Genomic DNA, 15,117 nt, shown 5'->3' with positions numbered 1-15,117 from the left:
GGGGCCCGGCATGCTGGACCACCTGATCAGGGGCGCCACCGTCGTGGACGGCACCGGTGCGCCCGCCGTCACCGCCGACGTCGGCATCCGCGACGGCCGGGTCGCCGCCGTCGGCACGGTCACCGAGGCGGCCCGCGGCACCGAGGACGCGCACGGCCTCGTCCTCACCCCCGGCTTCGTCGACCCCCACACCCATTACGACGCCCAGCTCTTCTGGGACCCGTACGCCACCCCCTCCCTCAACCACGGCGTGACCACCGTCGTCGCCGGCAACTGCGGGTTCACCCTCGCCCCGCTCCACCCCTCCCGTCCCGGGGACGCCGACTACACCCGGCGGATGATGTCCAAGGTGGAGGGGATGAGCCTGGTGGCGCTGGAGGAGGGGGCGCCCTGGAGCTGGCACTCCTTCGGGGAGTACCTGGACGCCCTGGAGGGGCGGATCGCCGTCAACGCCGGGTTCATGGTGGGGCACTGCGCGCTGCGGCGGTACGTCATGGGCCCGGAGGCCGTCGGCGGCCGGCCGGACCGCGGCCGGATGGACGCCATGCTGCGGCTGCTGCACGAGGCCATGGACGCGGGTGCCTGGGGGCTGTCCACCACGCAGTCCGGTACGCACTCCGACGGCGACGGCCGGCCGGTCGCCTCCCGGCACGCGGGGCCGGCGGAGCTGCTGGCGCTGGCGAAGGCCGTGGGGGAGCACGAGGGGACACAGATCGAGGCCATCGTCGCCGGCTGCCTGGACCGGTTCAGCGACGACGAGATCGATCTCCTCGTGGAGATGAGCGCGTCCGCCGGCCGGCCCCTGAACTGGAACGTGCTCACCATCGACGCCGCCGTACCGGAGCGGGTGCCGCGCCAGCTGAGCGCGAGCGAACGCGCGAGGAAGGCCGGCGGGCGGGTCGTGGCGCTCACCATGCCGATCCTCACCCCGATGAACATGTCCCTGGGGACCTTCTGCGCCCTCAACCTCATCCCCGGCTGGGGGGACGTCCTCGCGCTGCCGGTGCCCGAGCGGATCGCCCGGCTGCGGGACGCGGCCGTCCAGGAGGAGATGCTGCGACGGGCCCGGTCCACGGAGGCCGGGGTGTTCCGGCGGCTCACGGACTTCGGGCGGTACGTCATCGGGGACACCTACAGCGAGGCCAACCGCGGGCTCACCGGCCGCGTGGTGCGGGACGTCGCCGCCGAGCGCGGTCAGGACCCCTTCGGCTGCCTGGTGGAGATCTGCGCCCACGACGACCTGCGTACGGTCCTGTGGCCCATGCCGACCGACAACGACCCGGCGTCCTGGGCGCTGCGCGCCGAGACCTGGCAGCACGAGGACGTCCTGCTCGGCGGCTCGGACGCGGGCGCCCACCTGGACCGGATGTGCGGGGCGCCGTACACCACCCGGTTCCTGGGGGACTGTCTGCGCGGGCGGAGGCTGGCCGGTCTGGAGCGGGCGGTGCGGATGCTGACGGACGACCCGGCGCGGCTGTTCGGGCTGCGCGAGCGGGGCCGGATCAAGGAGGGCTGGCACGCGGACCTCGTCCTCTTCGACCCGGAGCGGATCGACGCGGGCCCGGCCCGGCTGGTGCACGACCTGCCGGGGGGCGGCCCCCGGCTGGACTCCCGGGCGCTCGGGGTGCGGGCCGTGTGGGTGAACGGGGTGGAGGCCATCCGGGACGACGAGGTGACCGGGGCCGTCCCCGGCCGGGTGCTGCGGTCCGGGCGGGACACGCGGACGGTGGGCACGCGGTGAGCGACGCGGACGGGGGGAGCGCGGCGGGCGGGGGGCAGCCGCTGTTCGTCGGCGGGGAGTGGGTGGCGCCGGACGGCGGGTACTACCCGGTGACCGATCCGGCCACCGAGGAGACCGTCGGCTGGGCGCCGGAGGCCTCGCCGGAGCAGGCGCGGGCCGCCTGCGCGGCGGCCCGGGAGGCGTTCGGGGCGTGGTCGCGGACCCCGCCGGAGGAGCGGGCCGCGGTGCTCCGGCGGGCCGCCGGGATCATCCGGGACCGGCTGGTGCCGTACGCCGACCTGGCCCGGGCCGAGACCGGCGCGACCACCGCGACCGCGCGGACCATGCAGGTCGGGGTGGCCGCCGCCCGCTTCCGCCGGTACGCGCGCGTGGAGAGCGCCGAGTGGGCGATCGCCCCGCAGATCACCGAGGCCGGGCCGATGGGGCGGGCCGGTGTGCTGGGGGCGCTGGCGGTACGGCAGCCCGTCGGGGTCGTCACCTGCGTCACCTCGTACAACAACCCGTGGGCCAACCCGGCCGGGAAGATCGCCCCCGCGCTGGCGATGGGCAACACGGTCGTCGTGAAACCCGCGCCGCAGGACCCCCTGTCCGTCTACCGGATGGCGCAGGCGCTGGAGGCGGCCGGGGCGCCGCCGGGCGTGGTCAACGTCGTCTCCGGGCGGGCCGTCTCGGTGGGCGAGGCCGCGGTCGCCTCCGCGGACGTCGACATGGTGAGCTTCACCGGGTCCACGGCCGTCGGACGGCGCATCGCCGAGGTGTGCGGCCGGGACATGAAACGGCAGCTGATGGAGCTGGGCGGGAAGGGCGCCGCGCTCGTCCTGGACGACGCCGACCTCGCCTCGGCCGTCGCCGGCATCGGCACCACCTTCTCCTTCTACAGCGGCCAGATCTGCACCGCACCGACCAGGGTGCTGGCGCAGCGCGGGGTGTACGAGCGACTGGTCGACGAACTCGCCGCGCACGCCCGTCGCCTGAAGGTGGGGGACCCCCGGGAACCCGGCACGGTCGTGGGGCCGGTCATCTCCGCCGAGCACCGGGCGCGCGTGGAGTCGTACGTCGAACTGGGGCGCAAGGAGGGCGCGGTGGTCGTGGCGGGTGGCGAACGGCCCGCGCGGGACCGGGGGTTCTTCGTCGCGCCCACCCTGCTCGCCGACTGCGCGAACACCATGCGGGTGGCGCGCGAGGAGATCTTCGGGCCCGTGGTGGTGGTGATCCCGTTCGACGACGAGGAGGAGGGGGTGGCCCTCGCCAACGACTCCGACTACGGGCTCGTCGACTACGTCTGGTCCGGTGACGTCTCCCGCGCCTTCCGGCTGGCACGGCGGCTGCGGGCCGGGGGCGTGGGCGTCAACACGGTCGGCCGCAACATGGAGGCCCCGTTCGGCGGGTTCAAGGACAGCGGGGTCGGCCGGGACGTCGGCGTGTACGCGCTGCACGCCTACAGCGAGGTGCAGGCGATCGTGTGGCCGGGGTGACGGGGGCGCCCGGTCCGCTCACTGGGTGAAGAACGACGCCGGGTGGCGGGGGTCGGCGGAGCACACGAACAGTCCCGCGTGGCTGCCGCGGCCGATGGTCATGCCGACCGGCTCGCGGGACGCGTCGCCGGCCTCGTCGCCCGTCCGCAGGTGGCGTTCCTCCAGCGGCCGGAAGCGGTCCGGCGCGTCGTCGGGGGCCCAGCTGCCGAGGGGGTACTCGTAGGTGTCGCACTGCAGGAACAGCTCCAGCGGCGCCCGGCACTCGCCGCACTCCAGGGCGGCCGGCAGGCCGGTCGTGCACCAGTCCAGGAACCCGCCGAGCTTGTAGCCGGGGACGGTGGTGAGGTCGTCGGTCAGGCCGCGTTCGGTCAGCCAGGTCTCGAAGCGGCCGGCGAGTCCGGCGGGGAGTTCCTCGTCGCCGGGGTGGTCCGTGACCCGCTCGGGGTGCAGGACGCAGGCGCGCGGGATCATGCCCTCGTCGTACGCCGGGTGGTCCTCCGGATCCGGCTGCTCGGTCAGCGGGCCGGTGACCGCGGCGGCCCGGCGCCAGAAGAGCCGGCAGGCCTGGCCCCAGCCCTCGGGGTGCGGCTGGTCGTGCCAGTCGGGGCACCACAGGAGCTGGACCAGGTCGGTGCCGTCGGGGAAGCGGATCTCCGGGAAGTCGGCCGCGGTGAACTGCGCCACGGCGACGAGCGGCAGCGTGCGCGCCCTGCCGTTCACGTCGTGGTGGTCGGTGCACCGCGGCCAGGGTTCGGCCGCCGGCCACAGCACCGGGCCGCCGATGTGACTGTCGTACGGGCCGGGTGTGCCGCGGCGCGGATGCAGCCGGACGGCCGGGCGGGCGTACGGCAGCAGGTCCGGGAAGTCACGCGCGGGGTCGATCACGGAGGGGGCGGTGGTGAGCTTCATCCGCGCAGTGTCGCCTCCGTCAGTCGGCCAGATCCACCCGCACGGTCAGCAGGTCCGTGCCGAACGCCCGTACCGCCGCGCTGTTGAAGCGGGGCAGGGAGCGCAGCCGGGCCCTGGCGTCGTCGTCGGGGAGGAGGTGGGCGGTGCCGCGGTGCCAGCGGCCGGCGATGCGGACCCGGACCACGGGGTCGGCCTGGATGTTGCGCACGTACTGCGACCTGAGGCCGAACTCGGAGACCAGCCAGAAGGACGTCCCGACCCGGCGTCCGCCGACCGGGGTCCGCCGGGGCAGGCCGGAGGTGCGGCCGGTGGTCTCCAGCAGGGTCTGGAACGGCAGCCGCCGGTTGATCGGGTTGGCGACGTACCGCTGGAATCGGGTCACCAGGCGGTGCTTGCGGTCGGTGCGGTCGGACATCTCGCCCCTCTCGGTACGGAGGCCATCATGCCCCCTGGGCGGACCCCCCGTCGCCGGCCCGTCCCAGGAACACCGGGTTGGTGAACGCCGCCATCGCCCCCGGCACCGGACCCGGCGTCGTCTCGTGCCGGACCTCGGCCCGTACGTAGGCCGCGCGGGCCGGGGTCGTCCGCCACCGGACGGTTCCCGTGCCGGACACCGGCAGCGGCTCCCCGGTGAACATCACGCCCTGGTCGGTGACGAGCCGGACCGAGCAGTGCGGCGCCCCGGACACCTCCAGCCGGACGGTCACCCCGGTGTCGTACCCGGCCGCCAGCCGCTCCCCGGGCCCCGCCTCGGCGCCCGCCCGTCCACCGTCGTCGGCCGTCGCGGAGAACGCCAGCGAGACGTGCCGTGACTCGGCGACGTACGACCGTCCCGCCCGCAGCCCCTCCAGGACCGCCTCCCGGGTCAGCCCGTCGGCGAGGACGACCGTCTGGGGCAGCCCGACCACGTCCGGATCACGATGGGCGTCGCTGTCGCCCATCGCCGGCAGCCACGCCCGCCCGCCCCGCACCGACGCCACCAGCCGCGCGTCCCAGGCCGCCAGCGCCACCTCGTCGTCCGGGGTCCAGGCCCCGTTCCACACCTCCACGACGTCGGCCTCCGCGAACCCGAACTTCCAGGCGCAGCCCACGCAGTCGGCGTGCGGATGGGCCGGTACGACCAGGCCGCCGGCCCGGCGGATGTCCCGCGCGAACCGTGCCCAGCGGCCGTCCCGCGCCCGGTAGCGCCAGTCGACGAAGGTGCCCGGCTCGGTGCCGACGGCCAGGACGTGCCCGTTGCGGGTGGTGACCTCCTCACCGAGCAGCACCAGCAGGTCGTCACCGGCCGCGTCGGACCAGTGGGCGTGCGAGGCGTGGGTGTTGTGGTCGGAGCTGTTGAGGAAGTCCAGCCCGGCCGCCCGGGCCAGGGCCGCGATCTCGGCCGGGGTGCGGCGTCCGTCGGAGTGCCAGGAGTGCAGGTGGCAGTCGCCCCGGTACCAGTCCCGGCCGCGCCCCCGGGCCCGGTCCGGCGGATACACCGGCTCCGGCGTCGTCCCGGCCGCCCCTGCCACCGGCGTGACGGTCACCTCGTAGGCCAGGCCCTGCGGCGCCACGGTGTACGGCCCGAGCGCGATGTACCAGGTGCCGGGGCGCAGCGGCCCGGGCAGGTACCCGGGCGTGGCGTCGTCCGCCCGCACGAAGAACCCGGTGCGGGCCCCGCCCGACCATCCCCGGAACCCCCGTCCGCCCAGTTCGGTGCCGCGCTGGTCGAACAGCCCGATGTCGAGGGCGTTGCCGGGGGTTCCGGGTGGGACGGGGGGTTTGTCGTAGGTGTAGGAGACGTTCAACTCGCGGGTGCCCGGCGGGACGTCGAAGGGGAGGTACACGAAGTCGGGGGAGCCGGGTGGGATGGTGCCGCGCAACGTCGTCACCTCCTCACCGTAGGTCCCCGGAGGGCCCTGCGGAACGGCGGGACCGGCCACATGGGACCGCGCGCACCCCTGACGAGCGACCGACCAGTCGGTACGATGCCCCATGCGCATCTCCGTCACGATCTTCCTGACCGACGAGACCATCACCCCCGTCCACCTCGCCCGCGAACTCGAAGAACGCGGCTTCTCCGGCCTCTACCTGCCGGAACACACCCACATCCCCACAGAGCGCACCACCCCCTACCCCGCCGGCGGCGACCTCCCCCGCGAGTACGGCCGCACTCTCGACCCCTTCGTCGCCCTCGGCCAGGCGGCGGCCGTGACCCGGGACCTGGCGCTCGGCACCGGCATCACCCTCGTCGCCCAGCACGACCCCATCGACCTCGCCAAGCAGATCGCCACCCTGGACCACCTGTCCGGCGGCCGTTTCACCCTGGGCCTCGGCTATGGCTGGAACGTGGAGGAGGCCGCCGACCACGGTGTGGCCTGGCGGACCCGTCGGGAGCTGGTCCGGGACCGGATGGCGCTGATGCGGGCGCTGTGGAGCGAGGAGCCGACCGCGTACGAGGGCGAGTTCGGCGGCGTCCGGGCCAGCCTCGCGCACCCCAAGCCCGTGCAGAAGCCGCGCGGACCGGTGGTCGGCCCCCGCACCCTCGTCGGCGGGGGCGCGGGACCCAGGCTGTTCGCGCACATCGCCGAGTTCGCCGACGGCTGGCTGCCGATCGGCGGGCGCGGGCTGACCGAGTCGCTGCCGGTGCTGCGCTCGGTGTGGGCGGACGCGGGCCGTGACCCGGCCGCCCTCCAGGTCGTCCCGTACGCCGTCCAGCCCAGCCCCGGAAAGCTCGCCCACTACGCGGAGCTGGGGATCGAGGAGGTCGTGGTGCAACTGCCGCCCGGCGGTGCGGCGGAGGTGCTGCGCGCGCTCGACGCCTACGGCCCCCTCCTCGCGGGCGGCGCTCCTCGGCGGTGATCACCGCGACCGTATGCTCAAGGGATGACGACTTCCGCGACCTCCGGAACCGGCCCGACCGAGAACTCCATGCGTCGCGCCCTCAAACGTGCCCGGGACGGCGTCACCCTCGACGTCGCCGAGGCGGCGGTGCTCCTCCAGGCACGCGGTGAGGATCTGACCGCCCTCGCCGCCTCCGCCGCCCGGGTGCGGGACGCGGGCCTGGAGGCGGCGGGCAGGCCCGGCGTCATCACGTACTCGAAGAGCGTCTTCATCCCCCTCACCCGGCTGTGCCGGGACAAGTGCCACTACTGCACCTTCGCCACCGTGCCCGGCAGGCTGCGGCGCGCCGGGCACGGGATGTTCATGTCCCCCGACGAGGTGCTGGACATCGCCCGCAAGGGTGCCGCCCTCGGCTGCAAGGAAGCCCTGATCACCCTCGGCGACAAGCCGGAGGACCGCTGGCCGGAGGCGCGCGAGTGGCTGGACGCGCACGGCTACGACGACACCATCGCCTACGTCCGCGCCGTCTCCATCCGCATCCTGGAGGAGACGGGACTGCTGCCCCACCTCAACCCGGGCGTGATGACGTGGACGGACTTCCAGCGGCTCAAGCCCGTCGCGCCGAGCATGGGCATGATGCTGGAGACGACCGCCGAGCGGCTGTGGTCCGAGCCGGGCGGCCCGCACCACGGCTCCCCCGACAAGGAACCGGCCGTGCGGCTGCGGGTGCTGGAGGACGCCGGCCGTTCCTCCGTGCCGTTCACCTCCGGCCTGCTCATCGGCATCGGCGAGACGTACGAGGAGCGCGCCGAGTCGCTGTTCGCGCTCCGCAGGATCGCCCGGGCCCACCACGGCATCCAGGAGCTGATCATCCAGAACTTCCGCGCCAAGCCGGACACGGCGATGCGCGGCATGCCGGACGCCGAACTGGACGACCTGGTCGCCACGGTGGCGGTCGCCCGGCACATCATGGGCCCCTCGGCCTGCCTCCAGGCCCCGCCGAACCTGGTCGACAGCGAGTACGAGCGGCTGATCGGCGCCGGCATCGACGACTGGGGCGGGGTCTCGCCGCTGACCATCGACCACGTCAACCCGGAACGCCCCTGGCCGCAGATCGAGGAACTCACCGAGCGCTCCCGGGCGGCCGGCTTCACCCTGCGCGAACGGCTGTGCGTCTACCCGGAGTTCGTGCGCCGCGGCGAGCCCTGGCTGGACCCGCGGTTGCGCCCGCACGTGTCGGCCCTCGCCGACCCGGAGACGGGCCTGGCTCGGGAGGACGCGGTCGTGGAGGGCCGGCCCTGGCAGGAGCCGGAGGAGGTGTTCACCGCCTCCGGCCGCACGGACCTGCACACGGCCGTCGACACCGAGGGCCGCACGGGCGACCGGCGCACCGACTTCGACGAGGTGTACGGCGACTGGGACGCCCTGCGCGAGGCAGCGGCCCCCGGGATGGCCCCGGAGCGCATCGACGCCGATGTGCGCGAGGCGCTGCGCACGGCGGCCGACGACCCGACCCGGCTGACCGACGCCGAGGCCCTCGCCCTGCTGCACGCGGACGGCCCGGCACTGGACGCGCTGTGCCGGGTGGCCGACGACGTGCGCAGGTCGGCGGTCGGCGACGACGTCACCTACATCGTCACGCGCAACATCAACTTCACCAACGTCTGCTACACCGGCTGCCGGTTCTGCGCCTTCGCGCAGCGCCGCACGGACGCGGACGCGTACACCCTCTCGCTGGAGCAGGTGGCGGACCGCGCCCAGCAGGCGTGGGACGTGGGCGCGGTCGAGGTGTGCATGCAGGGCGGTATCCACCCGGACCTGCCGGGCAGCGCCTACTTCGAGATCGCGAAGGCGGTGAAGGAACGCGTCCCGGGCATGCACGTGCACGCCTTCTCCCCGATGGAGGTGGTGAACGGCGCCACCCGGACCGGGATGTCGGTCCGGGAGTGGCTCTCCGCCGCCAAGGAGGCGGGTCTGGACTCCATCCCGGGTACGGCGGCGGAGATCCTGGACGACGAGGTGCGCTGGGTGCTGACCAAGGGCAAGCTGCCCGCGGCCACCTGGATCGAGGTGGTCACCGCCGCGCACGAGCTGGGCATCCGCTCCTCGTCCACCATGATGTACGGGCACGTGGACCAGCCCCGGCACTGGCTCGGCCACCTGCGCACGCTGGCCCGGATCCAGCGGGAGACGGGCGGCTTCACCGAGTTCGTGACGCTGCCGTTCATCCACACGAACGCCCCGGTGTACCTGGCGGGGATCGCCCGGCCGGGTCCGTCGATGCGGGACAACCGGGCGGTGACGGCCATGGCCCGGCTCCTGCTCCACCCCTGGATCCCCAACATCCAGACAAGTTGGGTGAAACTCGGCACCGAGGGGGCGGCGGAGATGCTCCGCTCCGGGGCGAACGACCTGGGCGGAACGCTGATGGAGGAGACGATCTCCCGCATGGCGGGCTCCTCCTACGGCTCGTACAAGTCGATCCGCGACCTGGTCGCGGTCGCGGAGGCGGCCGGCCGCCCCGCGAAGCCTCGCACCACGCTGTACGGCGAGGTGCCGGAGGAGCGGCGGCGGGCGGCCGAGGCGTCCGACGGGCACCTGCCGGATCTGCTGCCGGTCCTGGACTGAGTACGATGATCCGACCCCTGTGCTGAGAAGAGGGGACCCGTAGCGGAGGAGATGCGTCCCGTGGCTGCCCGACTGCCCTCGTGGGCCTGGGTCACCGGTCTGACGACGGGGGCGACCGCGGTCGTCGTCGCCCTCGCCGTGCAGGCGGACGCCGGGCCGCATCCCACGGCCGCCGTGGCCAGGCCCGGCACCTCGGCGTCGGCGAGCCCGCACGCCACGCTCACGCCGAAGGCACCGGCCGAGGACGCCCTGCCGGACGGGTCGGGCGAGGGCCGCCGGATCGTGTACTCGCTCGGCGAGAAGCGGGTCTGGCTGGTCGACGCGACCGGCCGGGCGACCCGCACGTTCACGGTGTGGCCGGGCACGGTGAGCCCGCGGCCCGGCCGCTACTCGGTCACCCTGCGCACCCAGTCCCTCAAGGGCTCGGATGGCGTGGAGATCGAGCACGTCATGTACTTCACCAAGGTGGACGGCGTGAACATCGCCTTCTCCAACGCCCTGGACGGCGCCTCCCCGCCCCCGGCGAACGGCCAGAAACTGGGCGGCATCCGCCTCCACAAGGAGGACGGAGCCGCGCTGTGGGCCTTCGGCGACCAGGGCACGCGGGTCACGGTCGTCACCTAGCGTCCCGGCGGCCGTTGGGCAGCTGGTTCACGACCAGCGCCACCCCGGCCAGCAGGAAGATCCGGGTCGCCGCGTCCAGCCCGTTCCACGTCTTCGACTGCCACATCGCGAACCACTCGCCGCCGATCGCGATGAACCCGGCGCCGAAGAGCAGCAGCAGCATCAGCAGCCCGTAGGTGGACAGGCGCCGGGCACGCTCGTGGTCCCGCCGCGCCCACAGCCAGGTGCCCCCGACGAGGACCAGGGCGGCCACCGTCTCCCACACGATGATCAGGACGTACGCGGTGTCCTGGAGAGCCGTGCTGGTGACGGCCCGCCACATCAGGTCGTCGTCCCGGAACGTCGTGTCCATCGCCAGCACATGCCGTACGAACTGCTGGTTGGTCCCGAAGTCGGTGATGTTCCCGAGGGCGACCAGGGCGATGTAGAGGGCGAGTATGCCGGTGAGCACACCGGCGGCGAGGCTGAGGCCGGTGTGACGGGTGGGGGTGGTGGTCATGAACGAATTCTCGCCGCTACGCCCCGCCCGCTGCCGCACGCTTTGCGCCAAGAAAAGATCACCGCCTCGCCCTGTGGCCGAGCGGGGCGAGGGCGAAGAGCAACCCGCCGGCCATGAAGAACGGCTCGTAGAGGAAGGTCGTGAACCGGGCCATCGGGTCGAGACCGGACGTCGTACGAGCACCGACGGCCAAGGCCGCCCAGTCCGCCACGGAGGGCGCGGCGTGCAGGAGCAGCAGTGCGGCGGTGCCCCGGAGACCGAGGGTGAGCAGCCCGGCCGGGAACCGGGTGCCCCAGGGCCGGACGAGCGCCAGGGCCATCGCGGCGGCCAGGGCGCACAGCGGGATGGAAAGGATGTCGATGACGAGGAGCGGGGTGTTCTCCCGCACGGAGAGCCCGGCCGGCAGACCGGTCCGGCCGCCGAGGAGCCAGTACAGGTGGACCAGCGAGAAGGCGGTGGCCCACGTGGCCGCCGCGTAGGCGGCGGCCCGGAGGACCGGCCGGGGGAGGCCGTCGGCAGGGGAGGCGAGGGTGGCGCGGATCCTGGTGTCCATGTGCTCCACCCTCACCGGCCGAGCACGTCCGGCGCGTCGTCCGGCCGGTCCGTCGTGGTCCGCTGCCAGGAGGAGCCGGCCTCCTTCCGGAGCCGTACCCGTGCGGTACCGGCCGCCCTGGCCGGTCCGCCCCCGTGAACCGAGTGACCCCGGTCGACTACATTGCTGGACGTCGTACAGGCGGACGGTGCCGTGGGAGGTCTGGTGGGGGCGACGACCGGTGCCGTCTGGGGCCGTGCCGAGCAGCAGGACTTCCGCAGCCGGGTACGCGGCACGCTGCTCGGGGCCGCGGTCGGCGACGCGCTGGGCGGACCGGCCGACCCGCTGTCCCTGGAGGAGATCCGGGCCGCGTACGGCGGTGAGGGGCTGCTGGACCTGGCCTTCGGCCACGGCCGGCGCGGCACCGTCACCCACCACACCCAGCTGACCCTGTTCACGGTCGACGGGCTGATACGCGCCCAGGTGCGCCGTGACACCGGCGCCTGGCACCCGCCGACCGATCTGCACCGGGCCTATCTTCGCTGGGCGGCCACCCAGCGGGACTGGGGGCCCGACGAGCGCCGCAAGGACGACGGCTGGCTCGCCCGCGAGGAGTGGCTGTACGCCCGCCGGGACCCGACCCGCGCACTGCTCATCGGGCTCGGCGACGACACCATGGGCACGCTGGAGGCCCCCAAGAACCCGGGCGAGCTGGGCCCCGAGGCGGTCGCCCGCTCCGCCCCCTTCGGCCTCCTCGTCGGCTGGGAACCCCAACTGGTCGTCCAGCTCGCCGTGGAGTGCGCGGCCCAGACCCACGGCCACCCCATCGCCTACCTGTCGGCGGGCGCGTACGCCGTGATCGTGCACGCGCTGGCCCGGGGCGACAGCCTGGACGGCGCCGTGCAGCGCGCCCTCGCCCTGCTCGCCGTCCGCCCCGGCCACCAGCCGGTCTCGGACGCCCTCCAGCACGCCCTCGGCGCGGTGCGGCAGGGCGTACCGACGCCCTCCCGGGTGGAGGAACTGGCCGGCGACGGCACGGCGGACGGGCTGCTGGCCGCGTCGGTGTACTGCGCGCTGGTGGGTGAGGACGTCCGCCACGGCCTGTGCCTGGCGGTGAACCAGAGCGGCCCCTCCGCCGCCGCCGGCGCCCTCACCGGCGGCCTCCTCGGCGCCCTGCACGGCGAGACGGCCCTCCCGCCGGCCTGGCTGGCCGAGCTGGAGGGCCGCCCCACGATCCTGGAACTGGCCGACGACTTCGCGATGGAGATGACCCAGGGGCCGGCCCTGCACGGCCCGGCGGGGTCGTCCCCGGGGTGGCTGGCGAGGTATCCGCGGGCCTGAAGGAGGATGCCGCGCCGGCTGCTGCCGCGCCGGCGACCGCTACGGCGCCCCCACCACGTCGTCGCCCGCGCCCGCGGGGACCGGCACGGCCCGCGCGGCCCCCTCGTCGCCGTCGGTGTTCACCTTCTCGATGATCGCCAGCCGCTCCGGTGTGTCCTCCGGCTTCAGGTAGCCGATGACGATGTAGAGCACCAGGGAGACGGCGAGCGGGACGGAGACCTGGTACTGGAGCGGCACGCCCCCGTCGACCTGCCAGCTGACCGGGTAGTTGACCAGCCAGAAGGCGAGCAGTCCCAGGGCCCAGCTGACGAGCGCCGCCGTGGGGCCGGAGCGGCGGAACGGCCGGAGGAGGCCGAGCATCATCGGGATCGCCATCGGGCCCATCAGGCCGGCGACCCACTTGATGACGACGGTGATGACGTCCTTGAACGCGGGGGAGTTGACCTGCGTCGCGGCCGCCATGGACAGCCCCAGGAAGACCACCGTCGTGACGCGCGCCGCGATCAGTCCGCTGCGCGTGTCCCACTCCCGTGCCCGCGCCGAGATCACCGGCGCGCAGTCCCGCGTGAAGACGGCCGCGATGGCGTTCGCGTCGGAGGAGCACATCGCCATGGTGTGGGAGAAGAACCCGACGATGACGAGGCCGAGCAGCCCGTGCGGCAGCAGCTGTTCGGTCATCAGGGCGTAGGAGTCGGAGCCGTCCGGCTTCTTCGCCGTGACCAGCAGCGGCGACATCCACATCGGGAAGAACAGGACCACCGGCCAGACCAGCCAGAGGATCGCCGACAGCCGGGCCGAGCGTTCGGCCTGGCGGGCGCTGCCGGTGGCCATGTACCGCTGGGCCTGGTTGAGCATGCCGCCGTTGTACTCGAAGAGCTTGATGAACAGGAACGCCAGCAGGAACACCGTGCCGTACGGGCCGACCAGCGGTTTGCCGTGGCCGTGCAGCGCGGGCTGGTCCCAGGCGCCGAGGAAGCCGATGTCCTTGTCGTCCAGCTTCACCAGGACCGCGACGAACATGGAGACGCCGGCCAGCAACTGGATGACGAACTGGCCGAGTTCGGTCAGCGCGTCCGCCCACAGGCCGCCGATGGTGCAGTAGACGGCGGTGATCGCGCCGGTGATGAGGATGCCCTGGTTCAGCGACATCCCGGTGAACACCGACAACAGGGTGGCGATCGCCGCCCACTTGGCGCCCACGTCCACGATCTTCAGCAGCATGCCGGACCAGGCGAGGGCCTGCTGGGTGGGCAGGTTGTAACGGTTCCTCAGGTACTCCAGCGGGGAGGCCACGTGGAGCCGGGAGCGCAGCCGGTTGATGCGCGGCGCGAACAGCCTCGACCCGATGGCGATGCCGAGCGCGATGGGGAAGGACCAGGTGATGAAGGAGGTGACGCCGTAGGTGTAGGCGATGCCCGCGTACCCGGTGAACATCACGGCGCTGTAGCCCGACATGTGGTGCGAGATGCCGGAGAGCCACCAGGGCATCCCGCCGCCGGCCGTGAAGAAGTCGGAGACGTTGTCCACGCGCTTGTGCGACCAGACGCCGATCGCGACCATCACACCGAAGTAGCCGATGAGCACGGCCCAGTCGAGACTGTTCATGTGCCCGATCGTGGATCTGTCCACATGAACGCGACAAGCGAGCGGTAGGTCAAGTCGCGGTAAAATCGTTCGTCGTGATGACCTGCGTTCATGTCTGTGAACGTCCGGTCTACCTCATCAGCTCCCCGGCGTTCACGAGCAGCGACTGCCCGGTGATCGCCCGCGCCCGGTTCGAGGCGAGGAACACCGCCGCGTCGGCCACATCCCCGTCGGTGGCCAGGTCCGGCAGCGCCATCCGCCCGGTCAGCCGCCCCAGCACCTCCTCCTCCGGCACCCCCTCGTCCCGCGCGGTGAACCGCACGTACGCCTGCACCGGCGGCCCCCACATCCAGCCCGGCAGCACCGAGTTCACCCGGATCCGGTCCGGCCCCAGCTCCCGCGCCAGCGAGTACATCGCACTGGTCAGCGCCCCCTTCGAGGCGGCGTAGGCGGCCTGCCGCACCTGTGAGGGCGCGGCCACGGCCGACTGCGTCCCGATGAACACCACCGACCCGCCCCCCGCCGCCCGCAGCGCCGGCAGACAGGCCCGGGTCATCCGCAGCGTCCCCAGCAGGTTCACGTCGAGGACGGAGCGCCAGACCGCGAAGTCGGCGTCCGCCAGCCCGCCGAAGTACGAGTCCCGGGCGGCCACCTGCACCACCGCGTCGATCCCGCCGAACCGCTCCCGCGCCAGCCCCGCCAGCGCCTCGCACTGCCCCTCGTCGGTGATGTCGGTCGGCCGGAACGCCGTGCGCGTCCCCTCCGGATCGATCGCGGCCGCGCTCCTGGCGAGGTTCGCCCCGGTGCGGGCGCCGAGAACGGCGTTCCCCCCGTCCCGGACGACGGCGGCGGCGACCTGGTGGCCGAGTCCGGCGCCGACCCCGGAGACGACGACGGTCTTGCCCGCGAGCAGCGGCATGGAGGCCTCCCGGACCCTGGCGCTTCACCTGACGGGGCGTCA

General features: G+C 73.7%; 13 protein-coding genes. 6 read left to right on the top strand and 7 right to left on the bottom strand.

Going from position 1 to position 15,117, the window contains the following annotated elements:
- The first annotated feature begins 10 nt into the window (after positions 1-10).
- Both ACZ4VF_RS23610 and ACZ4VF_RS23605 read left to right on the top strand, forming a co-directional pair.
- A complete protein-coding gene (locus tag ACZ4VF_RS23610) occupies positions 11-1,741 on the top strand; it encodes an N-acyl-D-amino-acid deacylase family protein (RefSeq protein WP_467928310.1) in 1,731 nt (576 codons plus the stop codon).
- The gene (locus tag ACZ4VF_RS23605; protein ID WP_467928309.1) at positions 1,738-3,216 is read left to right on the top strand and encodes an aldehyde dehydrogenase family protein; all 1,479 of its coding nucleotides are present in this window, start codon (positions 1,738-1,740) and stop codon (positions 3,214-3,216) included. The genes ACZ4VF_RS23610 and ACZ4VF_RS23605 overlap by 4 nt, the downstream gene beginning before the upstream one ends.
- Before the next feature lie 18 nt (positions 3,217-3,234).
- Here the strand turns inward: ACZ4VF_RS23605 and ACZ4VF_RS23600 are convergent, their stop codons facing one another.
- From ACZ4VF_RS23600 to ACZ4VF_RS23590, 3 genes are read right to left on the bottom strand one after another with little or no spacing between them, the layout of a single operon-like run.
- On the bottom strand, positions 3,235-4,125 hold the full coding sequence (locus ACZ4VF_RS23600; RefSeq protein ID WP_467928308.1) for a hypothetical protein: 891 nt from the start codon (positions 4,123-4,125) through the stop codon (positions 3,235-3,237).
- A gap of 19 nt (positions 4,126-4,144) precedes the next feature.
- Positions 4,145-4,540, bottom strand: coding sequence for a nitroreductase/quinone reductase family protein (locus ACZ4VF_RS23595; RefSeq protein ID WP_467928306.1), 396 nt, complete (start codon positions 4,538-4,540; stop codon positions 4,145-4,147).
- 25 nt (positions 4,541-4,565) lie between these two features.
- Positions 4,566-5,996 carry a CehA/McbA family metallohydrolase gene (locus ACZ4VF_RS23590; RefSeq protein WP_467928305.1) on the bottom strand — a complete coding sequence of 477 codons (1,431 nt, stop codon included), beginning with the start codon at positions 5,994-5,996 and terminating at the stop codon, positions 4,566-4,568.
- 103 nt (positions 5,997-6,099) lie between these two features.
- On the opposite strand from ACZ4VF_RS23590, the gene ACZ4VF_RS23585 reads away from it, so the two are divergent.
- The 3 genes from ACZ4VF_RS23585 to ACZ4VF_RS23575 are packed head-to-tail and all read left to right on the top strand — an operon-like array spanning position 6,100 to position 10,200.
- Complete coding sequence (locus tag ACZ4VF_RS23585) at positions 6,100-6,966, top strand: LLM class F420-dependent oxidoreductase (RefSeq protein WP_467928304.1); 867 nt, start codon at positions 6,100-6,102, stop codon at positions 6,964-6,966.
- A 24-nt stretch (positions 6,967-6,990) separates the two neighbouring features.
- Complete coding sequence (locus ACZ4VF_RS23580) at positions 6,991-9,576, top strand: bifunctional FO biosynthesis protein CofGH (protein ID WP_467928302.1); 2,586 nt, start codon at positions 6,991-6,993, stop codon at positions 9,574-9,576.
- 60 nt (positions 9,577-9,636) lie between these two features.
- A complete protein-coding gene (locus tag ACZ4VF_RS23575; protein ID WP_467928301.1) occupies positions 9,637-10,200 on the top strand; it encodes a hypothetical protein in 564 nt (187 codons plus the stop codon).
- Here the strand turns inward: ACZ4VF_RS23575 and ACZ4VF_RS23570 are convergent.
- Complete coding sequence (locus ACZ4VF_RS23570) at positions 10,193-10,699, bottom strand: DUF2165 domain-containing protein (RefSeq protein ID WP_467928300.1); 507 nt, start codon at positions 10,697-10,699, stop codon at positions 10,193-10,195. The two genes, ACZ4VF_RS23575 and ACZ4VF_RS23570, sit on opposite strands and share 8 nt — an antisense overlap.
- Before the next feature lie 58 nt (positions 10,700-10,757).
- A complete protein-coding gene (locus ACZ4VF_RS23565; protein WP_467928298.1) occupies positions 10,758-11,252 on the bottom strand; it encodes a DUF3995 domain-containing protein in 495 nt (164 codons plus the stop codon).
- 204 nt (positions 11,253-11,456) lie between these two features.
- On the opposite strand from ACZ4VF_RS23565, the gene ACZ4VF_RS23560 reads away from it, so the two are divergent.
- A complete protein-coding gene (locus tag ACZ4VF_RS23560; RefSeq protein WP_467928297.1) occupies positions 11,457-12,572 on the top strand; it encodes an ADP-ribosylglycohydrolase family protein in 1,116 nt (371 codons plus the stop codon).
- 39 nt (positions 12,573-12,611) lie between these two features.
- Here the strand turns inward: ACZ4VF_RS23560 and ACZ4VF_RS23555 are convergent, their stop codons facing one another.
- Entirely contained in the window at positions 12,612-14,177 is a 1,566-nt protein-coding gene (locus ACZ4VF_RS23555; RefSeq protein WP_467928296.1) for a sodium:solute symporter family protein, read from the bottom strand.
- Between the two features lie 109 nt (positions 14,178-14,286).
- Entirely contained in the window at positions 14,287-15,075 is a 789-nt protein-coding gene (locus tag ACZ4VF_RS23550; RefSeq protein ID WP_467928295.1) for an SDR family oxidoreductase, read from the bottom strand.
- Positions 15,076-15,117 lie beyond the last annotated feature (42 nt).

This window comes from Streptomyces sp. NPDC029151 (assembly GCF_055564315.1).
The sequence above is the reverse complement of the archived record's forward strand: the minus strand, read 5'-3'. Positions and strand labels throughout refer to the sequence as shown.